Raw genomic sequence first — 20349 nt, forward strand, 5'->3', positions numbered from 1 at the left:
GCGTTACGCGGTCAAATTCTAATCCCTGCGGTCACGATGGGTCGATATTTTTCTCCTTATTGGCTGTGTTGGGTCGTTGGGCGCGCAGCGAATCACCGGCCAGCGTGAAACGGTGGTTGCGCTGCATGACGCGGTCCAGGATGGCGTCGGCGATGGTGGCATCGCCGATCCAGGCATGCCAGTGCTCGACGGGCAATTGGCTGGTGATGATGGTGGCCTTGTTGCCGGCCCGGTCGTCGATGATCTCCAGCAGGTCCGAGCGCGTCATGCCGTCGATGGCACCCATGCCCCAGTCGTCCAGCACGAGCACGTCGGTCTTGGCCAGTTGCAGCAGCCATTTGCCGAAAGCGCCGCTGCCGTGCCGAATGCGCAGCTCTTCCTGCAAGCGAGGTACGCGCTGGTAGATGGCGGAGTAGCCACGCCGGCAGGCGTACTGGGCCAACGCGCAGGCCAGCCACGATTTGCCGGCGCCGGTCGGGCCAGTGATCAGCACGCTGTGGCCGGCGCCGACCCAGTCGCCCAATGCCAGGCTCATCACCGCCCTCCGGTCGACGCCGCGACCGGCGCGCGCATCGATGTCCTCGATCGCCGCCTGGCCGTATTTCAGGTGCGCGTTCTTGAGCAGCCTCGCCAGCTTGCGGTCGTTGCGCGCGTGGATCTCGCGATCGATCAACAGCGCCACGCGCTCCTCGAAGCTCATCGCGGCCATGCCCGGTTGCGCCAGTTGTTCTTCAAGGCCGGCCGCCAGGCCATCGAGCTTCAACGTGCGCAGTTGCGCCAGGGTGGTATGCATCATCATGGTCTCGTTCCTTATTGGTAGTAGCCGGGGCCGCGCAGGTGGGCATGCTCGGGGCTGACCCATTCGGTAGTGGTGCTCGGCGCGCTTTGATCGCGGTTGTTCTTCAGGATGTCGTTTACGTGGCGGTACTGGCAGGCGCCGATCTGCAAGGCCAACATGCAGGCCGCCTCCAGCCTTGGCTTGCCGTAGCGCTTGGCCAGCGACAGCAGGCCCAGGCAGGCCCGGTAGCCATGCTCGGGATGCTTGTTCTCGGCCATCAGCCGCGTCACCGCCTCGGCGCTGGCCGGGCCGACACTCTCGCCCCAGTGGATCAAGCGCTGTGGCGTCCACTCCATGTGGGCGCGGTGTGCCGCGGGCATGTGCGCGCCGATGGTCGTGAAGCCGCCGGCGCGGCTGCTGCGGGCGTGGCTGGCAACGCGCTGGCCGCGATGCAGCAGCTCCACCGCCGCCGTCGTGATGCGCGCCTCGAGCACCTGGCCAACCAGGGCTTGTGGCACGCTGTAGCGGTGGCGCTCGACCTCGACGTGGTAATCGATATGTACCTTGACCGTCCTGAAGCGGGCCATCTCATAACGCTGCAACGGCAGTGCCTGCAGGGCCGGCGCATCGATCTCGGCAAAGGTGCTGGCGCGGCTGCCAGGCAGCTTCTGGAACGGCTTGTCGTTCAGTCTGGTCAGCAGCGGCGCCATCGCCGCGTTGACCTCGTGCACATTGCCGAACTGCTGGTGGCGCAGGCGCGCCATGATCCACCGCTCGACGATCTGCACCGCCGATTCGGCCTTGGCCTTGTCCTGTGGATGGTAGGGGCGCGCCGGCAGGATCGAGGTGCCGTAGTGGCGCGCGAAGTCGAGCACGGTATCGTTGCCGCGCGGCTCGTAGCGGTTGGCGTCCGAGATCATCGCCTTGGGATTGTCGGGCACGATGAGCTGGGTCACGCCGCCGTAAAAGCTCAGCGCCCGCGCCGTCGATTCGAGCCAGTCGGCCATGGTCTCGCGCGGCGTGGCGCAGGCGTAGGTGTAGCTCGACGCGCCCAGCGAGGCCACGAAGATGTGGGCGCGGCCGCCGTCGGTGAGCGCGATGGTGGGACCGGCGTAGTCGATGAACAGCTTCTCGCCGGCGCGGTGCACCTGGCGCATCGAGCGCTTGAGCTGCTTGGCGAAGCGGCGGTAGTTGTCGCAGAACTGCGAATAGGAATAGGTTTGGCAGTCCGCGTAGTCGGTGCGGTGCTCCTCCCACAGCAGCATCAACGTCATGCCCTTGCGGCGCAGCTCCTGATGCAGGCGCCCGTAGTCGGGTTGCACATAATCGCGCGCCTTCTGGGAGCTGGTCATCAGGCGCCGCTCCAGCGTCCCCTCGTCCATGCCTTGCACAGCGCTCCAGTCCAGCTCTGCGGCGGCGGCCAGGCCCGCGTACTTGGTCACGACACCCTTCGACAGCCCCAGCGCGTCGGCGATCTGCTGGTGCGACAGTTTGGCATCGAGCTTGAGCCGTAATACGTCCTTAATTTTACGCATATTGATCCTTGGTGCGGGCACGCGGTCTCCAGTAAAAATCTGGAAGCGTACCCGTTCGGTTGCAAAATGCGTAACGCCAATACTGTGCTGTACGTCGCCGTTCCGGTATCGTGACCAGCCATTCCGGTATCGTGACCGTTGATTCCGGACGATGCTCGAAATCGGTCACGTTCGCCCGGAATGGGCGGTCACGTTGCGCCGGAATGACTGGTCACGATACCGGAATCACTGGTCACGTTCGTCCGGAATACCCAGTCTGGCGACCTTTGAGCGAAGTAATCCACTTTGGGCTTCGTCTTCCCACATACACAGCATGGAGCTTGATTGCATGGAAGCTCTACATTCTGTACGGCCCTCAGTAGGCTATCGGGGTAGTCATCTGGGAAATCCACCTGACCACCTGGCACATCTACATGCCGATTGAGTCGGCCGAGCGCATGAGCGATTTGGAACTGGTGGATATGTTCCAGGGCCCCGCCGATCAAACGCGCGCTCACCTGGTGATTATGAAGGCGCAGGACATGGAGGTGCTACCATCCGAGAGCTGCGACAAACAAGACTAAGCCGGCCGCCGTTTGGGCCGTAACTGAACCTGTAAAATACCGTATAAATGGTTTATAAGGAAAAGCACTATGAGTCGTACATTGGGGAAGGTAGCGAATCAGTTGCTTGGAGTGCGCTATTTTATCCACTGCAGCACAACTGGCTATTCGTTCTCGCCTCTCTTTAACAGCGATGGAGAGGCATGGCGGGTTTATAACGACGATGACGCCAAAGCCCTCGCTCGCGCCGTTCCTGCGACCAGCAAAGTGGTTTCTGTGGCCGCCGTGACCCTCGCCTACGGCAAGAAATTCAGTGGCGCAGACGACGTCATGCGAGGACCAGTGCTTGGCCTCGTAACCGAAGATCGACTACTGTCACCAATCTCCGAGAATGACGATGGCTACTCATTGCTGTTTGTCGATGATGTATTGCATATTTCCCAGACTATGCCCGGCGGCTATGACGGTGAATATGATGCGCCAATTTGCACTGGAGGCCGGAAGCCATCGGAGAGCGCGCGGCTCGTCGACCTGGGCGAATACCTCGATAGGCCCCTTTCGCTTTGCCCGCATTGTGTGGCCAAAGTAACCGCAAACGAATAAATCGGAAAATACGGAGAAGAAGATGAATAGAAGTGTGGAGATAGCTGATCTGACCGACGCAATTGCGTCAATCGGTGAAATGCTCGGGGCGGTTTTTCTGTTCGGAATCGGTGTGTTCGCATCTGATTGGTATTCAGGGGGAACTTTTGTGATTCTGGCGATATGGATTTTCGGATCTTACCGCGCTCAAAAAAATCGAAAATTGTACCGCGAACGGCTCTGTTCGAAACTCGTCGGTACGGATGTGACGACGACTTAGTAGATTGATGAAAATCGCGTCATTGACGCACCGCCTCGGCCGGAAGCCGGATAGGGAACTTTTAATGAATATTACACGAGAACATTTCGACGGCGATCGACTGAGCGCCATGGATGAAATAGCTATTCTTGTACTCGCGATCCAGGCGCTGCGTGCCAGCGGTGAGGCATTCGAGCACACTGAGGATCTTGAGAAGGAGCGTACGTTTGATACCGCTGCTCCGGTTTTAAAATTTCTTGAAGCTACTGCGTCAAGCCTACTCAAAGCAATATGCCAGGGTAAGACGAAGCGTGCATTGTTGCTTGCGAAGACGCGCTCCCAAAGTGCCGTTACGCTGATGGCGTTGCTGCCGAGTGTCGAAGCCCTCGCGAAGCAAGAAATCGCTATCTACAAAGACAAAGATACCGGCGGAAAACATGTCGGCACGTCCGTTCGCGATCTGGTGCTTGAGCCGCTTAAAGCGATGCTATCGGTATGGACCGTCAATCACGTCTAGAAAATCGGAAACCCGAGCATGTCGAAGAAGTCGAAGCCAGAACCGTTACCCAAACCAGTGCGTATCAATTGCGAGAACTGCCGCCACTTCACTGGCAGCGCGTTTTGGCACAAGTTCGACTGCGGAAAAGGACACGAACGGGAGGAATCCTGGTCCTTCATGAGGGAGGCGTGCGCTGACAATGCCCCGCTTCGTCGGGACGAATTGATCTTCAAGAGGTTCAAACTGTTTTGGTCGGGCGGAGAACAAAAACTAAAGAACAAGAAAGCAGTAGTTCGCCGCACGTCGACGAATCTCCGCGCAGCGATGACTGAGTTCGAAAAGGTGCTCGACGCCGAACAGGTCGCCGCGATCAAGGCCGCAGCGAATGCCTTTGACCGCTTGGGAGACGATATCGGCCGAGCCGCTCAACTGGCTAAGCAATACGAAGAAGATCAGAAGGCCGAGTTGGCGAGAAAGCGCCAGGCACAACTGGATGCTATCGCGGCGGGCTATCTGGGCATTGCCGGCGATATCAAGGTACTTGAGATAGCGCGTGACATGGAAGCGTTTATCGGACGTGAGGGACGCGCTTGGTACAAACCACTATCGGGCGACAAGCAAGGCTACATTCCAATCTACGAAGGAAATATTTCCAGCGAAATTCGGGTATATGAGATGAATCCCTCTGCGAAGAACCTGCACGCCTTGAGGACACGATTCGCTGAGTGTCTTGAAGAACTGCAGTCGGATATGCGGCCCAGTTTTACCGCCACGCCCGATCACTTTAACCAATTTCGTATCTGGCGTGCGCAGCAAAATGAGATCGCGAGGCTGGCCGCCTCAGATCCAACCATTGTTCAACTGAAGCCGCAATCGCGGTAGATCGGAAGATGCCCGTTTCACATAAGCCGGCACAGCCGGCTTTTTTACGTCGAGCTTTCAGCATCGCATCTTTTTTCAAACCGTCGCATTTATTTCGGAGAGTCAAATCACCGCGCCGCCGGCGACACACGGATGCGCACCAGCGCCCTACTACCTACCCGGCCGAAGACGTGCTTCAAGGCGCCCGCCCATAAAAAAACCCGGCCTGTACAAGCGCCGGGTGATGAACAATGGTTCGTTGTACAACAACTGCAACGTCAGCTGGCAGAGACCTTCGCCTCCTGATTCGGCAATTTTGCAGCCTCGCCGAGATTGCGACGCCGGCTGAGGACGTCGCGTGCCTGCAGTACGCTCACATGGAACGGGTGCTCCTCGCTTTCGACCGGCATGCCATAGCAGTTCACACCGCAAGCGATGGCGTCGACATCTTCCAGTAACAGCTCCAGCGCAGCGAAAGCGTCGTCCTCCAGCGAAGGTGGAGCAGCCGGCGCCGCAGCGGACTTCCCATCGTCTTCAGCCAACATCGCCTGCAGCTCGGCAGGCACGGCGGTCTCGTAGCGATGCGCGATCACCGCTACACCATCGCGTCCGAGCGCTTTCAGCGCCTCGACCATGGCTTGCGCATAGGCGTCGCCGATACCCTCGTTGTGAAGCACGTCCGACAGGGCCTCTTCGCGGTCCGCGCGAAGCAGAACACCGACCAGGTCCAGTAACGCTGCATTGTTGTTGCATTTCATATTGCCTCCCAAGTTTGAAAGAAAGCAAAAGGCAATCCACCGGTTTGATGGACTCCCTTTGCGAGTTGAAACGATCAGACGGTGATGATGTCGCCAACGTCAGCGTAGCAAACACTCGTGATATAGACCGCCGAACCATGCCTTTTTATGGCCGCTTCGCGATCGGCTTCACGTGCCGCCACATCCTCAATGTGGCAATACATCTCGGCCTCAAACGCGGCCACAGCAGCCGTAGCATCAACAGCGTCGATGACATGACAGGTATCTTCGTCCGAGCCGGGTATGCGACCATTGACGGCGAACGATTTGGTTGCGGCCGCACCGCCGTGCTGGGCCAATAAGGCTTTCCCCAGCTGCACGCGCAACTCATCTCGAACACTGTCGACGGCAACACCGGCGATCAACCTCTCGACGGCTTGCTGCAGACGTGCACCAGCGCTGGAAATATCACCAGCAGCCAACAGCTCGTCGATATTGGCGGCCATTGCGACTGCTGCGCCCGTATCAACGTCGAGCCAGAAGTGGGCGCCGTAATACACCATGGCGCCGCCAAATGTACCAGCGACCGGACGGTCCCCGTGTCTGGCTCCTTCCATATGCACCGACTTGATGCCATGCCCGTCATCGAAATAGCGGGCCAGGGTGTAGAGGACTTCCAGATCGGCGTCATTATCGAACGCGTAGTTGTCAATCAAATTGAGCAAGTCAGCGTTATCGTCCTGACCAAAATGGCTGCCCAGGCAAAAGAGCTGCTCCTCAATCGTATCTTGCGCATCGTCAGGCAGTTGCAGCGACAAAGTCTTGCTCAGTTCCCGCAGGCGCTCATGGATATCGTCCCACTGAGGGTTGACCATCTCGGCCAGGGTGGCGATCTCAAACTGCGTATCGCTTGGCGTGGAGCCTTCCAGGATGAAATCGCCAAAGAGTGCTTGCACTACAGGCGTCGCCTTGACGAACGTCACAACGCCGACGGCATCGTAGTAATTGTTAGACATTTGCATACTCCTATCGAGAGAGAAAGCGCAGGACTTCCCCAATCGGGAAAGAGGATCCCGCGCGGGTTGAGTGTCATTGGCCATGGGAGGACCGACGACAAGGAAATAGCCGCAATCTGTCAATACGAATGAATTCGAGTCGACAAACAGCAGCATCGAGGTACAGCGAAATGGATCTATGCCGACTGAACATGCGGTCTGGTGAGCAGCATGCGGAAAAAGCCATGCGCTTCCAAGGCAAGCAGTACAGACCAACAGGAGAAAACCGACTTGGAACCCAAGCCGGCGACAGAGAACGGAGCCAAGGGCAGCAAAAAAACCTTGGTGCCCGCGTTAGAGAGTTGAGACAGGAAACATTGAACAGGCTTGGTTGGCTAAGGCCGGGCTAAGCTCACCCACTCGCGCCGCAATGGCACAGAAAGTACGGAGAATCCTACCTGATTGTGCCCAACTGGGCAATCGATCTTCGTGGCGGGGATATCGCCGCCACGATCGGCCCAGGCTAGCCGTTACAGCATGCTATTTGGCTAGCGCATGGTTCAGCACCATGGCCATCCGAGCCCCGGCTCGGACCAGCTGCAATTCCACGACCGGTAGCGCCTGGTCGTAATACGAGGCCGGCAACCTGGCGACGGACATGGGCCCCTGACCGCAGGCGAAACCGGGCAAGTTACCGTAGGCTACCCGCTGCGCCAGATCATGCGATTCCATGGCCCACGCCGTAGCATTGCCGCTTTGGGCATTTTGGATCTGGGTATGATACCTGTCGAGCAGCGTCAAAGCGTAGTCATCAGCGGACTGGTAACGAACGAGCTTTTTGACCAAGCCGGAGTCCCACTCGCTATGCAGATTCCGGCTCCCGATGGAGACATCGTTGCCCCCATGGTCCCCATCGTCCGCGGCGTGAAGCGGTTGATGGATATCGCCGATCAGGTGCACCAGGGCTTTTAGCGCGAACACGCGCGTGGCCTTGTCGGTCGTGCGGTCAGCCAATATCTCGCTGAAGTAGTCGATCCGAGCGCTGGCGCAGTCGCCGCCATGGCATACCGCCGCGACCGACGCATTCCCGCAGACAGGGATATTGTCGTAGTGCCACTTGTCCGAGCCTGGTATCTGACGCTTGAGGTTGCGCCGCTCATCGTCCATGTAGCTGGCAACGTCCGCCAGCGAGCCGCCCATCAGCAGCTCACCAGCGCGTATGCGGGCCTGCTGGGTCAGGAGCCCAGAGGCCACATCCGCAGCGATGCGGTGGCCCTGATAGCCCCAGGCGTGGGCGGAGACCGACGCCAGTAAAAGGCTTGCCGACATCAGGCAATTGAGAACGAACTTCATCGAATATTGTTTCATGTTGCAGCTCCTAAGTAACGTTGATCCTTGCGGTAAATTTTCCGGGCGAGTGCCTTCGACGGTCAACCGTGCCTCGTGCACGTTTAGGTCAACTCACAATGCGCATTGCTGGTAAAAAGGCGAATCACGCCGCGACAGGCAGCGGGCCCAGAAGGGCAACCAGGACTTCCCGCGCGGCGTCGATGCTGAACCAGTCGTCCACCCGAAGCTTGGCTTCCATATCGATCCACCAAGCACCGTGGGCGACCTGCGCAATGCGGCTAACCTCGTCGACGATGTTGGCGGGGCCCAGGCCGCCGGCAAAGCCCACCTCCTTCCGCGTAGCGGGTTTGCCCCAGACGGCTGGCGAGATACCACGACCGGCAGAACCGTCGACCAACAACTGGTGATTGGCGATCGGAACATGAACCAACGCCATGTTGATCTCGCAGTGTTGTGTGATGACTGTTTGCGCGCAACGGGCCAGCAGCTCGAGCTCCGGCGCAGTGACCAGACCATTGATCTGGACGCGCGGCGCATGGCGCGTCACATGCGTCAGCAGCCCGCCGCGTAGCGATGCGCGGGCCACGCCACCGCAGATGTGGATCGCGCAGCGCCCGGTCAAGGCACTTGCGGCAGCATGAAGCCATTCCAGCGACGGATAGCGATGACGCCCTTCAGGCTTTGCCGTGTAGAGAAGGCCGACTTCCAGCTCTGGATAGTATTTGCACAACGCCACCAGGTCGGCGATGGAGGTCTTTTCGTCGGCACCGGTTAGGGTGATACGGTTTGGTTTTGCGGTATGCATCAGCAAGCGCTCCGTAGGAATTACCAATTAAATCTGGCCAGCACCACCGAACGCTGGTGATGTACGCGGTCCCAAGTCGCAGCAGTTACCAGGGCACCAATACCAGAGCACAAGCGGTGCAACGCACGACGAGCCGGGACACTATGCCTTGGAGATTACAGAGGCGAGGTGCGCGATTCAAATTGTGGCAAGCGGGTACTAAGGGCTTCTCGGAATGCGGCACTGCGCCCTGATTTGCCATGGATAGGCTGCAAAGAATCACTCCCGGCCGGCCAATATCGCGCCCAGATAGAGCACGGTTATATTCAGCCACGCTCTGTGAAGTTACCGAAACGGCAACGTTACAACATTAAAACTACCGGCTATTGTTATTTAATAACCATCGTGCAGCGGTTCAATGCAATTTCAAGCGACATAGGGTCCATGCCTCGTTGAGCGACAGCGCAGGAACCTGCGTTCAACAAAGCACGCAAGGGCCATCCCTTGCTCAGATCAGAACGGAGCGCGGTTTCTTGACGGACGCTGACACAAATGCAAACAGCGACAACTTCCACTATTTAACCTTTTAGGAGCAATACATGCGCGCAATTAAATCGGTCGTTCGAGCAACCGCCATCGCAGCTGCGATGGTGGCCGGGGCAAGCCAAGCTCAAGCTGCCGCGCCCAGCTATATTTTCATCGACCTCGGTACGGTTGATGGCAGCGCGGGCAGCAACAGCATCGGCGTTGCGATCAACAATGCCGGCAAAGTGGTTGGCACCAGCAGTGTCGACGGCGGCTGGACCCTAACCCACTACTCGAGTGAACTCGACTCCACCAAGCTCGACACCTACTCGAACGGCGTGCGCTGGGATAACAACGGCGCCCTGCCATCGCTGGCAGACGTCAAGCACAGCTACGTGACAGGGCTCAACAACGCTGACCAATCAGTCGGCGCGTTCACGGCGGCTGAAAGTTTTGACGCTCCCCGTTTCTACAACGCTGTGCGTTGGACGGGAAAGCAAGCCGTGATCCTGGAATCCCAGTCCGGCGACTCCATCGCTTACAGCGTCAATGACCTGGGCACCGTCGTCGGTCACGTCGGTCTCGGCACCACTGATGCCACAGGCAACCTCCAGTACAGCGCCATGCTGTGGAATGTCAGTGCGACAACGGGCGCCGTGACATCCAAGATCCTCGCTACCGGCGCGTTCACCGAAGCCTATTCCATCAACAACGCAGGTCAAGTGGTGGGGACAAAACAACGGCAAGCCACCATGTGGAATCCTGATAACACCGTCGTGAACCTCTCGCAACTGTGTGGTTCCAACAATGGCCAGGCCTGGGCGATCAATGCCGCTGGCACTGCAGTGGGCTGGAACAACTTCAACTGGGAAGGACACCCCGTGATGTGGAGCGGCGGCAAATGCATCGATCTGGCCGCAGCCAACACCTTCCTGGAAGGATGGCGCAGCGCGGTCTACGCCATCAACAACTCGGGCGTGATGGTCGGCGAGGGTGGCACGCTGGCATTTCCTTCCGATACCTATGGAACTCGCGCGATCATGTGGTCGCCGGCCGGTGTTGCTGTCGACCTGAACAGCTTCCTGAGCAACGATGTTGCCAACAAACGGATCGTTCTGCGCCAGGCGCTGGGCATTAACGACAACGGCTGGATCACCGGTTACGCAAGTGTCGGGGACAATCCCAACGACGTATCGAACAGCGCCCGCCACGCGTTCTTGCTGATTCCGTCCAACACGAGCGTCGCCGGCAAGACTGCACTGTAACTAGCCTGCCCGGGGCGCTTCATTAAATGCAGGGCGAACCGACCAAAAAAGGCGCCACTGGGATCTGCAAGGTTTCACTCAAACAGAGGCAATTCCTTGCAGATTCCAGAGGGTAAAATGGGCCCAACGCCAGCCGGAGCGCGAAGCAACAACATGTTAGGCGTCCTCAACGCCCAGGTGTACGCCGCGTCGTTCACGCTGGCACCTAAACGTTGTGCTTTGCAAGAAGAAGGCCAGTTTGGTGCGCCTCGCGTCGACGACGGTCTGCACTTGCGGACAATTACTTGGTCGATGCCGGCGCGTTCTGATTGGACAGCATGACGAAGTATTCCGGTGTCACCCAACCGCCCCCGTCGGGGTTTTGGAACCAAATTTTGGTCATCCCATTAGCGAGCGCCAAGGCACCACCCCAGCCAGCAGCGATTGGCCTCAGTTCCGCGACCTCAACACGGCGACATTGCGGGTCGTGGCCAGCGCGCATCGCGGCGCAAATCTGGATGGCGACTTCGGTCGTCACCTCGATGCCCTTTGCCCTGGTCTCCTGCAAGGACTTCCAAAAGTCGAATGCAAGCAAAGGCGATCGACATACAAACACGTGCCGTACAGGTGGTGTGTTCCCGGCGCCCGCCGCAGCGATACCGGCGACGCCCAGCGCCAGGACCATCGCGGCCGATCGTAAGCTCTTGCGCATCAACATAGTCTCAACCCTTGTTGTTTCCCACACAGCGTCATGGCCAGCTGCGCGAGTTCGATCGCGTCGTCCAGAATGATGCTGCGACACTTGGCATTTTGCTCGATGCGCGAGCACTCCCCCGGGAATAGCAGATTTAGCTCCACGAAATCCTTAGGCAGCACGATACCGGCCACCAGAAGAGCCTCGATGCGCTGCTCTCCCCCCCATAGTGGAAGGTCGTGTTGCTTACACCAAGCGACGATTTCCTCGATGGTTTCCTTCGGAGTAGCCAACTTGTATGCGTGGTCGACGACGACCCCACGATAACGCGCATGGTCTGGCTCAACCCACGGGTAAGGTGGACTCGCCAGCGGGTCGACCAGCATCAGATCGCTGGTTTCGATGAGCATCTCCAAGAGCCGGGACTTGCCCGCCCCGGTCCGCCCACTCACAAAGAACGTATTCATGCTCTGCCTTTAACTTGCCGTCGACCTGCTGTAGAAAATGTGGGTTCAATCACGCCGGTTGCGCGGGGCGGGCAACGGAGTCTGAATCCCTTGCCAGTTCAGTACTCCGGACCAAATCAAGCACCGCGACACGAACCGTGGCATCACAACCTGGCCGATAACGTGCCCGCGACAAGGCCGCACGTTCGAAATAGACCGGCTCATGGCCGAATTGGTCCGCCGTGATATCGGCTGTAAAAGCCACGCCATCGGGAGTCACGCCTTCCACCCAATAGTGGCCGCGCAAGGTGCCACCACTGTCGAGCGCACCCCCATCACCATGCCCATCGCCACCTCTCACTACCGCCGTGCAGCCACCGAACTTCTCCAGCGACAAACGCAAAACGAACGAGGCGTAAAGGCAAGTTCCCGCAGTGCTCCGGATTTCGGAGTTGCGTAACATCTTCTCGTGGACCACCCGCGATCCACGCACGATATCATCAATATCATTCCAGCTGGACATAGCAAAACTCACGCAAACCGGTCAACGCCACTCTGGCAGGGATTCGAACTCAGCACGACTCATAATGCCATAAAGAATTGAAACATCAATGCGTTCGCCAGGCGCTGGCACGCCGTGCAAATACAAGACCGCATCGTCGATCTTGTCAGACAGCACAGTGACCGTCTTACCGTTGATGGTGACGTGGGCGACAGCAGTAATTCCCGGTCCATTGGGCCGCAAAAAGACAAGTTTTGTATTATTTTGGTTCATGCGATATTGTATCAACTACTGTCGACAAGAATTTCCCTCGGGACAGACCACCTATTTCCACCCGTCGCAGACAGAAGGCACAGCGACAGCATGGAATCACCACGAATCTAGATTTAAGCGGACATACGCTAATCGCGCTCGTAACCGGTTCCTGAGTAGCGTTGTATCTATCGGATCTTCAAGCCGACACAATCTCCTCCGAGCTCAACAACACGGAACGGGACATGAACAAACAGGAATTTCAAACCTCAAAAGAAGCAAGCTGGCGTAATCATCTGGCGCGGCATGCCGCGAGCGGCAAGAGCATCGCCGCCTTCTGCCGGGATGAGACGATCTCGCAGGCCAACTTTCACGTCTGGCGCACAAAACTGGCGAACGCCACTAACGAAGGTGCGCCTGTGCCGACGCCGACGCCGACGCCGACGCCAGCATCCACATGTATCGATCTCGGTGCCATCAGCAGCGCCATCGTTCGCAGGGTCCCCGAGCCTTCACCGGCACCGGAGCCAATACACGCGCCACCGGCCATGCCCGGCCTAGCGATTCGTATCGATCTCAGCGACAGTGACGTGCTGACGGAACCGGTTACGGCCCTTCCGTCATTTGCAGTTAATTCGAGCCGGAATCGGCGTCAAATGCGAGCATGGCCAGTTTCAAACGCGAGCCGCTAAGCTATGACACCATCGGCTCGGCCGCGCGCCGTAAGCTGGGTATGAATGCGGTGGACCGGTACCACAACGTCGAGTTCTGCGCGGACGACGCGCCAGAATTCCGAATCGAATTCACGGGGACTCCATGGCCTGTGCGAATAGCCTGCAACAATGTTGGCGAGAACCGGGATCAAATGCTCCCCCACCTGGATCCCGCGGATCGCATCGAGGTGCTGATCCATTTGCTGGATAAAGCCAGCGACTCTTGCCCTGGTTGGCTCACTGATGGTGAGTAATGAAGCCGCTATTTCCGGGTATGTTGCAAAAGGCATTTTAATCACCTGTCGGATGAATTGTTATACCGCTGAAATACGATCGAATTTCCAATCGTCCGTCTACAAAAATCGGCAAGAAAGAAACCTCGGTGCTGCGGCCATCGCTTACGTTGCGAAGTCCTACAGCGCACTGTGGGTCGGCGCCAGTGCGATCGCATCGCGGGCGATGCGAGCCGCTTCGCGGTTGGTGTGCCGTTCCAGCACCGCTTTTTAAAACTAACACTCAGCCAGTCCATGCAATTTACTTGGTCGCTTCAGTTCAAACCTGCGCAGCAGAGGTGACCGCAGCCGCCCAGTGTCGGGCTGCTACCCGGTGTAGCGATTCTGTCAGTTCTTTGTCGCGGCGAAGGGACTGCCAATGAGCGAATTGTCAGACTGCCCGAAACGCAGGCCAGTATTGAGCAGGGTGTTTTTGCCGCCATTCAAATACCCATGCTCGGTCACGCTGCCCAGCACCAGCCAGAGTGTATCGCTGACCTTAAATTCGGCGCCAAAGCCGTACCGGCGCACCGAATCCGTCAGAACTGGCCCCGTGCGTACGCGCGAGAGCCCGGCGTCGGCAAAGGCGTTCCAGCGATTTTGCGTCAAGCGAACACGCAGCATGAGGTCCGTACGATCCTGGTTGGTCAGCTTCGAGTCGTCTGCGGGGTCCTTCACCTGCAAGTGCAGTTTCCGGGTGGCAGAGGCCTGCAGCAGCGTTTTGAACGACGCGTTCGGATCATTGGCACCGCTCAGGCCCTGCGAATAACTGGCCCAGAGCATCCGCGGGCCCAACGTGCCCGCCTTCGCAAGATCACTGTCGCCCGAATACCAGCTATGGTCGTAGCCCACATAGAACTTACGCTTGAGGGTCAGGTCGCCTAGTTTCTTTTTCGACGCTTCAAAGCAATCCTTGGTCGCCTTATCGAACGCTGCTGATGCCTGCGCAGCAGCATCCGCCTCGGCGGCTGGAATCTCGTCTTTCGACCGGTGCCGGCCTGCAGGAATGGGGTTGATGTGGCTGCGGGGGTAGACGTCATCAAATGCGTTGTCGGAACAGTCCGATAGGTCACGCCAAGCCAATCGCGGATCGGTGTCGTCGATCACACCAACACTGAGCGCAACGGCGCCCTGCTGCCCTATGCGGGCGTCGTCAGAGCGTGACGATGCGATCTCTACCGAGGTTCTGGCCCAAGCTTGCATCCATGGATCGGACGTAAACTTTCCGCCACCAACGATACTCGATCGGAAGAACAAGCCACCTGGGCTAAATTGGATCGCAACGCCATCCTTCAGCTTGCCCGACCCATCCACGCCTTTTGCAATAGCGGCCGCAAAGTCCTTGGGCGTTGCCGGCGTATTGAAGTCGCCCGGCGTTACACCGATAGTGGTCAGCGCCGTCGATTCGGTCGACTGCGCCTGGTTGGTAATCTCGCTGGCAAAATCCTTGTCGAGCACCTTCAGCTGCGAAATCGATTTCTCCTTCGCTAGATCCATGGCCGACTTCGACTTGTCCTTACCTGCATCGGCCGACTCTGCGGCGTCCCCTGGCCCGGACTTCGACGCGCCAGCCTCGGGCGTTCCGGCTGCCGGCTTGGGCGCCGATGGCTCGGCAACCTTGGCCTTGAGATGCAACACAAGTTCGCCGTCCCCCACCTTGAACTGCTCCACGGCTTCGTACTGTACACCGCCTACAGTGACCAGCTCACCAGCACGACTGGCAATGCCGGCAAGGCAGAGCAAAGCGGTAAGCACGACGCGCAAGAGCACACGCGCGGAGCTCATTTCGCGCCTCCTTTTGACTTGACACGCGCGACTGGCGCGGTGGCCTTCGGCTTAACAGCGGCAATGGCTGCAGCCGGCTTCAGAAGCGCCCCGGCAGCCGGTACCGCCGCGATATCGAGGTAGTCACCGTCCTCCTCGAGCAACGCCTGCCAGGTGCCATCGGCGAGCTGATACTGTTTGACCGCATCGTTGCTGACGCCGTTCTGGGTGACTCGCACGGTCACGTCGAACGTCACCGCACCAGGCCCTGGATACTCGGCCCAGATCATCCACTTTACGTAGGAAGCGCCGGCCAGCTTCTCGGGCGAAAAGGAAAACCTGTTGTTGCCGTTGCCCGACGACAGGCGCGGCGAACCTTCCTTCACTCCCACAGAAAGCACATCATGATCCGCGGCGTTTCGTACCGCGATCGACATCTTGAGGACGACAGCGTTGTTAGCAAAAAAGCTGACGACGACATCACCCGTTGCGGCTAACACCAAAGGCGAAGCCGCATCTTCGAATAGACCGTTATAGCGCATGGACAATTCCCCTAGTTTTGACTTATAAGAATCCGCTTTGAGTTACCTCAAGGTGCGGCTTTAGGGATTGTGCTATTTGCAATTACTTACATTCTCACCAATTCTCACGACGATGACGTGCCCCGGGGAACTCATCAATAATTTTCTCGGAGTGTCGTGCCGGAACGACAAGTTCGCCCGCAAAGGCAATGCCGCCAACAAGTATGCTCAGCGCCGCGTTGCTCGCCCCGGCGACGATAGCGGCGACAGGCCGGCATAGGCGAGGCGCTTGGAGCGCGGCGAAGCATAGACCAGGTGAAACTGTGGTTGGCCACACTACGGCCCTGTATGCCAGCTGTGGCATCGCCGGCAACGGGAGTCACGTCGCCGCGCTAGAGGCTCGCAGGGCGCCCTGGTCGGCGCGTTACAGTGGCGCTGCAGGTAAGCCATAACGCGCTGCCTCAAGGCTCAAATCGTTCGCTGCCAGCTCCATTGGAGGTAGTATTCATCCGGTCGATCTCCTCGGCGCGCGTTTGCAAACCGTCCATCGCCTCATGTACGGCGGCGTGATGCTCGCTGCCCCAAAGAGTCAGCAACACTGCCAGGGTATCCACGATATGCAGCGCCATGGCCGAGCTGGAATTGCGATGCAACTGATGCTCCAGTCGCTCGACAATGACTGGCAGCATTGCGCGCTGGTTTGGAGCCTGCACAACCAGCGCCAGCACCTGCTGCGTCAGTTTCGCCCGCCCCGATCTTGGGCTCGTTTCCACAACCGGCACCAGCTTCAACGCAAATTTCGTCCGACTATCGGGATCGAACGAACACCAGGCCGCCAAACGCCGCGGTTCCAGCTTAGCCAACGGATATACGCCATGGCGGTCGCTTTGACCGAAAACACCGTAAGCCCCCGCCAGCAGACGCTCCTCACCCTGACACAGAGCTTCAAGGACCGCCTCCGGCTCGCGCTCTAGCAGCAACGCAATTAGCTCCTCAAAATCGAGGGGAAGGTTGTAGGCACGCTGGACAGCGCTGGCCATCTTCAGCGCCAACGCCGCCGCCAAGCCCGCCGATGCCGGTCCCTGCAGGGCATACTGCGCAATCCGCAAGAGGCCATGAGCATGTTCGGCCGCATGGGAAGAGAACGAAAAATGTGCCACCACCTGCTGACTGGTGAAGACCAGCGCCGCACTCACTTCTTGCGGCGCCTCGTGTTGGCGCGCAATCCACGCCATCAGGGCATCGATGGCCACGATCGCTCCCGCGGCACTAGTGGCAATGCGGGCTAAAATGCCTAGGGCGGCGATTTGAATATCACAAGTGGCAACGCTGGCATACCTTAGCCAATCGAATTCCGTGAGCGGAATGAAGCCCGCGGCGTCGGCGGCCAACAGGCGCTCTAAAGCGGTCCGATCAAAGCCGATGGCAGCCTGCAAGGCCGGGAGCGCCGGCGCCAGATGAGCTCTCGTCGCGCACTGGTCGAGAAACCGTTCGGCCAGCGCCCTATCCTTACTGGCAACCTGCCGCAGGAACCCACTAACGAGCAGAGGGTTGCAACGCATCGGGTGATCAGAAAGCAGTACGGATTCCATCACGGTCTCCAAGGCAGGCGTGAGGACGTCCCACACGGCCTGGCGAGCACTCTCGATCTTCGCCAGCCCGGCACCGAACCCCTCCATGTGGCCACCGCGAGTGAGGAGGATCGGCGCCAAATCTCGCAGTGTAACCAGGTCATCGACCGCCTCGCGCGCGAGAGGGTGGAGTGCTTGCTCCACCCTCTCAACGAACTCCTCCGCCGATTCCGCCTCCAGCTCGTGCCAAGGTGATCCATGCATGGTCAGCACCGCGCCCAACACACGGCCGGCCAGGTCGGACGGCGCCAGTTGCTGCTCCAGGCGTTCCAAGCGCGCACGGCCCTCGGCATCGTAGCCCCGCTCCAGCATCGCCCTTCGCACGGCCACCCATCCTGCTCGCCAAAACCGCGCGGCGCCAAGCTGCCGTAGCGTCGCTTCCAGCCGATCACGCAACAAAGGAAAACGCCACAAAGGCAAGAGCTGCATGGCCACAAGACTCCTGGCGAACTCGGCGTGTCCACCACCTTGCGCGTATAGCTGCAGGACCAGATCCAGCCCCTGGCCGTACCACTGGGACAACCCGACGTCGTCCACCGGCCGATAGCCGTCATCACGCGGCCGCGCGCCCAAGCTAAAGCTGCGCCCCCCCTTGTAGGTCGAGGACAGCGCCTGCGTCAACGCCTGCCGTCCAAGCTCTTTAATTGGCTCGTCGGGGTCCGCCAACCATCTGGCGATCAGCTTAAAACGCGCATCGACCGACGCGTGGGTGCCGGACCGATATGGCTGACACATGCCAACAAGCGCCTGCGTCGGCGCCTCAACGTCGACCTCATGCCGGTTCGCACGCACCACGGTAACAAGAAGCGCGACGCAACGTTCAAACAAGCTGGCATCCCACGCCAGAAGGCGCAACAGGTCCACATACCGCCCCGCATGATCTAGCCAACTCACGGGATCTCGCGCGGCACCCTGCTCTACCCTTTCGAGCACCAACTCCGGCACCACCGGCGCAAGATGGAGGAGCGATAGCAGCTCCTCTGGCGTGCAATCGATACGCTGCCCCACCAACCCGCCTGGGCGAAGCAGCTCCTCGGACCATTGCACCGCAGCCGGCTGGTCATGTAAGTAGGACAGACGATGGGCAAACGAGCGTATGAGACGGGGATTTGATCCCGACAAGATGCCCAGCCGTAGTTGCTCTGGCATGATCAGACGCAACGACTGCCCGGCCAGGCGGTTGGCGAGCGCCTGCGGCAACACTGCGCGCCAGTTCGACCTGGACTGCATCAGGTCTCGCTCGCGTAGCACTTGCACGCAACGATAGAACGTCGCCACATCCTGGCCGGCAAGCCGCGCCAGCACCTGCAGTTCCCCGCCGTCGTGATCGTTGTTTTCGCCATCGAACGAGTAGACCAGAGCGCAAACTTGCGCCGCGCGCAGCAAGGCATCATCGGGAACATGGCGCTGATGAAACAGCCGCTCGAAAATGACGTCGTCCTGCAGGCCCGCCAGCCGATCGCCCTTGCGCACGGTGCTTGCAATGGCCAAGGCGACCCGTGTATTGCCACCCGAGACGTGTGCGATGATGCCGGCGTTCTCCCGCGACAAGGCCGGATAGCGCTGGGCCAACACGCTCAACACCAATTCGTCGGAGGACATTTCCAACACGACCACTTCGGTGTCCTCCGGCGTGTCGGAGCGGACATCGTACTCGATGGTCACGAGATTGATGGTCGTGCCGGCGGCCTGGCATACGGCAGTGAGCTGCTTGTGCATGAGCGCACTACAGTTGTCCACCACCAGGATGGTGCGTTTGCCCAACACCAGCAATTCGCGCGCCAGCACCGCTGGCTGGGGCACGGTCTGCGTTTCGTGCAGATCGGTATAGACGGCTGCCGCAACCGGCAACGCCTCACGTCCGATACGAGCATCGAACAAGGCCTGCACCAGGCGTGTTTTGCCGGCGCCAGAGAGGCCCACCAGCCGGACGGACGTCCCGGGCTGCGCCACCAGCGCGCGCAGGCGTTCAATGGCTGCCAGAACAGGCAATCCGGGCTCCGTAGGGCCGTCAAAACAGACCCGGGCGCGTTTATCCAACAAATAGGCGGCGTCTGGCGCCTGCTTTGGGTTACTCCAATTCCCGTAGGCCTGCCACCCGGCCAGCGTCCTCCCTACTTTCTCGCGCAACCAAAGGACCAGGCCTGGATGCTCACGCACCCACGTCGCCATACGCGTACGATCGTAGAAGTCCACCAGCAGCCGGTCCGCGTCCGGACAATCGACAAGCGCCTCTTGCATAGCTTGCCGGCGGTGCTGTAGTGGCCCATCCGCAGTCGACCCGGTCGCGCTGACGATGATATAGGCCCCGCCGCGCGCAGCCAGATCAGCAATGACGCTGCGAAGGCCGCCCTTGGGCCGCATCTCGTGCACAATAGCTTGGCGGCCCATGTCTGGTTTTTTGACCTGGTAGCCGACGTTGGCGCGGGGGACGTTCGGCCCCGGCTCGGCGTTAGGGGCAAGCTCAATACGCACATCCAAGCCGCCGTCAGGCGCATCCTGATGACCGCCGGCGGTCACCGCAAGCGGCGACAACCCATACATCACCAACTCGGCCGCTGCAAGACGGGCAACGAGCTCACGCAACGTAGCATCATCGAGCAGGGCGATATCGTCCGGCGTAACGTCGAACATGCCTGGCGCTCCTAAAACCAATGTTAAATCGTGGCACTATACCGCGATGTAGTGGGCAGGGACAACGAGGGCGCCATCGGCAGCCCCCCCAAGGCAAGGGCACATCGGGGCAACGGCCATACTGCAACCTATGACAGGCACACGGCGCGATATGGGCTAACCCAGGGGGGGCCGGATCGGTTACGCAAGCACCAAATTTGAAGATTCAGCGCATATAAGGCAAACTTGT

Annotated in this window: 21 protein-coding genes; 8 read left to right on the forward strand and 13 right to left on the reverse strand. The window is 59.3% G+C overall.

The annotated features are described in order from the left end of the window. Positions 1 to 31: 31 nt before the first annotated feature. Complete coding sequence (istB, locus tag GTP90_RS00905; RefSeq protein WP_161081684.1) at positions 32 to 799, reverse strand: IS21-like element helper ATPase IstB; 768 nt, start codon at positions 797 to 799, stop codon at positions 32 to 34. 11 nt (positions 800 to 810) lie between these two features. Continuing rightward, entirely contained in the window at positions 811 to 2334 is a 1524-nt protein-coding gene (istA, locus tag GTP90_RS00910) for an IS21 family transposase (RefSeq protein WP_161081685.1), read from the reverse strand. 392 nt (positions 2335 to 2726) lie between these two features. Here istA and GTP90_RS00915 point away from each other — a divergent pair, with 392 nt between their 5' ends. The 5 genes from GTP90_RS00915 to GTP90_RS00930 all read left to right on the forward strand — a co-directional run bounded on the left by GTP90_RS00915 (position 2727) and on the right by GTP90_RS00930 (position 5077). Then, entirely contained in the window at positions 2727 to 2876 is a 150-nt protein-coding gene (locus GTP90_RS00915; protein ID WP_161081686.1) for a hypothetical protein, read from the forward strand. Between the two features lie 69 nt (positions 2877 to 2945). Next, on the forward strand, positions 2946 to 3458 hold the full coding sequence (locus GTP90_RS00920; protein WP_161081687.1) for a hypothetical protein: 513 nt from the start codon (positions 2946 to 2948) through the stop codon (positions 3456 to 3458). Positions 3459 to 3480: 22 nt separating this feature from the next. Then, entirely contained in the window at positions 3481 to 3717 is a 237-nt protein-coding gene (locus GTP90_RS36575) for a hypothetical protein (RefSeq protein ID WP_217431921.1), read from the forward strand. Positions 3718 to 3781: 64 nt separating this feature from the next. Next, a complete protein-coding gene (locus tag GTP90_RS00925; protein ID WP_161081688.1) occupies positions 3782 to 4213 on the forward strand; it encodes a hypothetical protein in 432 nt (143 codons plus the stop codon). Between the two features lie 18 nt (positions 4214 to 4231). Further along, positions 4232 to 5077 (forward strand): hypothetical protein, encoded by an 846-nt coding sequence (locus GTP90_RS00930; RefSeq protein WP_161081689.1) that lies wholly within the window; start codon positions 4232 to 4234, stop codon positions 5075 to 5077. A 257-nt stretch (positions 5078 to 5334) separates the two neighbouring features. Here the strand turns inward: GTP90_RS00930 and GTP90_RS00935 are convergent, their stop codons facing one another. From GTP90_RS00935 to GTP90_RS00950, 4 genes are all read right to left on the reverse strand, one after another. Then, the gene (locus GTP90_RS00935) at positions 5335 to 5814 is read right to left on the reverse strand and encodes a hypothetical protein (protein ID WP_161081690.1); all 480 of its coding nucleotides are present in this window, start codon (positions 5812 to 5814) and stop codon (positions 5335 to 5337) included. A 74-nt stretch (positions 5815 to 5888) separates the two neighbouring features. Then, on the reverse strand, positions 5889 to 6809 hold the full coding sequence (locus GTP90_RS00940) for a hypothetical protein (protein WP_161081691.1): 921 nt from the start codon (positions 6807 to 6809) through the stop codon (positions 5889 to 5891). Positions 6810 to 7328: 519 nt separating this feature from the next. After that, on the reverse strand, positions 7329 to 8156 hold the full coding sequence (locus GTP90_RS00945) for a S1/P1 nuclease (RefSeq protein WP_161081692.1): 828 nt from the start codon (positions 8154 to 8156) through the stop codon (positions 7329 to 7331). Between the two features lie 124 nt (positions 8157 to 8280). Further along, complete coding sequence (locus tag GTP90_RS00950; RefSeq protein ID WP_161081693.1) at positions 8281 to 8943, reverse strand: hypothetical protein; 663 nt, start codon at positions 8941 to 8943, stop codon at positions 8281 to 8283. A 578-nt stretch (positions 8944 to 9521) separates the two neighbouring features. Between GTP90_RS00950 and GTP90_RS00955 the strand changes: the two genes are divergently transcribed. Continuing rightward, positions 9522 to 10712, forward strand: coding sequence for a DUF3466 family protein (locus tag GTP90_RS00955; RefSeq protein ID WP_161081694.1), 1191 nt, complete (start codon positions 9522 to 9524; stop codon positions 10710 to 10712). Positions 10713 to 10992: 280 nt separating this feature from the next. Here the strand turns inward: GTP90_RS00955 and GTP90_RS00960 are convergent, their stop codons facing one another. The 4 genes from GTP90_RS00960 to GTP90_RS00975 are packed head-to-tail and all read right to left on the reverse strand — an operon-like array spanning position 10993 to position 12606. Further along, a complete protein-coding gene (locus GTP90_RS00960) occupies positions 10993 to 11409 on the reverse strand; it encodes a hypothetical protein (RefSeq protein ID WP_161081695.1) in 417 nt (138 codons plus the stop codon). Beyond that, positions 11403 to 11852 carry a hypothetical protein gene (locus GTP90_RS00965; RefSeq protein ID WP_161081696.1) on the reverse strand — a complete coding sequence of 150 codons (450 nt, stop codon included), beginning with the start codon at positions 11850 to 11852 and terminating at the stop codon, positions 11403 to 11405. Before GTP90_RS00965 ends, GTP90_RS00960 begins: the two co-directional genes overlap by 7 nt. 49 nt (positions 11853 to 11901) lie before the next feature. Further along, the gene (locus GTP90_RS00970; RefSeq protein WP_161081697.1) at positions 11902 to 12354 is read right to left on the reverse strand and encodes a hypothetical protein; all 453 of its coding nucleotides are present in this window, start codon (positions 12352 to 12354) and stop codon (positions 11902 to 11904) included. Between the two features lie 21 nt (positions 12355 to 12375). Further along, a complete protein-coding gene (locus GTP90_RS00975; protein ID WP_161081698.1) occupies positions 12376 to 12606 on the reverse strand; it encodes a hypothetical protein in 231 nt (76 codons plus the stop codon). Positions 12607 to 12830: 224 nt separating this feature from the next. Here GTP90_RS00975 and tnpA point away from each other — a divergent pair, with 224 nt between their 5' ends. Then, on the forward strand, positions 12831 to 13277 hold the full coding sequence (gene tnpA, locus GTP90_RS00980) for an IS66 family insertion sequence element accessory protein TnpA (protein ID WP_161081699.1): 447 nt from the start codon (positions 12831 to 12833) through the stop codon (positions 13275 to 13277). Next, positions 13250 to 13552 (forward strand): hypothetical protein, encoded by a 303-nt coding sequence (locus GTP90_RS00985; protein ID WP_161081700.1) that lies wholly within the window; start codon positions 13250 to 13252, stop codon positions 13550 to 13552. Before tnpA ends, GTP90_RS00985 begins: the two co-directional genes overlap by 28 nt. Before the next feature lie 366 nt (positions 13553 to 13918). Here GTP90_RS00985 and GTP90_RS00990 read toward each other — a convergent pair whose 3' ends face one another. The 3 genes from GTP90_RS00990 to GTP90_RS01000 form a co-directional block, all read right to left on the reverse strand. Beyond that, positions 13919 to 15355 (reverse strand): hypothetical protein, encoded by a 1437-nt coding sequence (locus GTP90_RS00990; RefSeq protein WP_161081701.1) that lies wholly within the window; start codon positions 15353 to 15355, stop codon positions 13919 to 13921. Then, on the reverse strand, positions 15352 to 15876 hold the full coding sequence (locus GTP90_RS00995; RefSeq protein ID WP_161081702.1) for a hypothetical protein: 525 nt from the start codon (positions 15874 to 15876) through the stop codon (positions 15352 to 15354). Before GTP90_RS00995 ends, GTP90_RS00990 begins: the two co-directional genes overlap by 4 nt. Positions 15877 to 16316: 440 nt before the next feature. Beyond that, the gene (locus GTP90_RS01000; RefSeq protein WP_161081703.1) at positions 16317 to 20120 is read right to left on the reverse strand and encodes a hypothetical protein; all 3804 of its coding nucleotides are present in this window, start codon (positions 20118 to 20120) and stop codon (positions 16317 to 16319) included. Positions 20121 to 20349 lie beyond the last annotated feature (229 nt).

This window comes from Duganella vulcania, from assembly GCF_009857655.1.
Lineage (GTDB): Bacteria > Pseudomonadota > Gammaproteobacteria > Burkholderiales > Burkholderiaceae_D > Rugamonas > Rugamonas vulcania.

What these genes read in the sequence shown, in the direction of transcription:
- istB (WP_161081684.1), bottom strand. Translation starts at nt 799, where the DNA reads ATGATGATGCATACCACCCTGGCGCAACTGCGCACGTTGAAGCTCGAT.
- GTP90_RS00915 (WP_161081686.1), top strand. Translation starts at nt 2,727, where the DNA reads ATGCCGATTGAGTCGGCCGAGCGCATGAGCGATTTGGAACTGGTGGAT.
- GTP90_RS00920 (WP_161081687.1), top strand. Translation starts at nt 2,946, where the DNA reads ATGAGTCGTACATTGGGGAAGGTAGCGAATCAGTTGCTTGGAGTGCGC.
- GTP90_RS36575 (WP_217431921.1), top strand. Translation starts at nt 3,481, where the DNA reads ATGAATAGAAGTGTGGAGATAGCTGATCTGACCGACGCAATTGCGTCA.
- GTP90_RS00925 (WP_161081688.1), top strand. Translation starts at nt 3,782, where the DNA reads ATGAATATTACACGAGAACATTTCGACGGCGATCGACTGAGCGCCATG.
- GTP90_RS00930 (WP_161081689.1), top strand. Translation starts at nt 4,232, where the DNA reads ATGTCGAAGAAGTCGAAGCCAGAACCGTTACCCAAACCAGTGCGTATC.
- GTP90_RS00935 (WP_161081690.1), bottom strand. Translation starts at nt 5,814, where the DNA reads ATGAAATGCAACAACAATGCAGCGTTACTGGACCTGGTCGGTGTTCTG.
- GTP90_RS00940 (WP_161081691.1), bottom strand. Translation starts at nt 6,809, where the DNA reads ATGTCTAACAATTACTACGATGCCGTCGGCGTTGTGACGTTCGTCAAG.
- GTP90_RS00945 (WP_161081692.1), bottom strand. Translation starts at nt 8,156, where the DNA reads ATGAAACAATATTCGATGAAGTTCGTTCTCAATTGCCTGATGTCGGCA.
- GTP90_RS00950 (WP_161081693.1), bottom strand. Translation starts at nt 8,943, where the DNA reads ATGCATACCGCAAAACCAAACCGTATCACCCTAACCGGTGCCGACGAA.
- GTP90_RS00955 (WP_161081694.1), top strand. Translation starts at nt 9,522, where the DNA reads ATGCGCGCAATTAAATCGGTCGTTCGAGCAACCGCCATCGCAGCTGCG.
- GTP90_RS00960 (WP_161081695.1), bottom strand. Translation starts at nt 11,409, where the DNA reads ATGTTGATGCGCAAGAGCTTACGATCGGCCGCGATGGTCCTGGCGCTG.
- GTP90_RS00965 (WP_161081696.1), bottom strand. Translation starts at nt 11,852, where the DNA reads ATGAATACGTTCTTTGTGAGTGGGCGGACCGGGGCGGGCAAGTCCCGG.
- GTP90_RS00970 (WP_161081697.1), bottom strand. Translation starts at nt 12,354, where the DNA reads ATGTCCAGCTGGAATGATATTGATGATATCGTGCGTGGATCGCGGGTG.
- GTP90_RS00975 (WP_161081698.1), bottom strand. Translation starts at nt 12,606, where the DNA reads ATGAACCAAAATAATACAAAACTTGTCTTTTTGCGGCCCAATGGACCG.
- tnpA (WP_161081699.1), top strand. Translation starts at nt 12,831, where the DNA reads ATGAACAAACAGGAATTTCAAACCTCAAAAGAAGCAAGCTGGCGTAAT.
- GTP90_RS00985 (WP_161081700.1), top strand. Translation starts at nt 13,250, where the DNA reads ATGGCCAGTTTCAAACGCGAGCCGCTAAGCTATGACACCATCGGCTCG.
- GTP90_RS00990 (WP_161081701.1), bottom strand. Translation starts at nt 15,355, where the DNA reads ATGAGCTCCGCGCGTGTGCTCTTGCGCGTCGTGCTTACCGCTTTGCTC.
- GTP90_RS00995 (WP_161081702.1), bottom strand. Translation starts at nt 15,876, where the DNA reads ATGCGCTATAACGGTCTATTCGAAGATGCGGCTTCGCCTTTGGTGTTA.
- GTP90_RS01000 (WP_161081703.1), bottom strand. Translation starts at nt 20,120, where the DNA reads ATGTTCGACGTTACGCCGGACGATATCGCCCTGCTCGATGATGCTACG.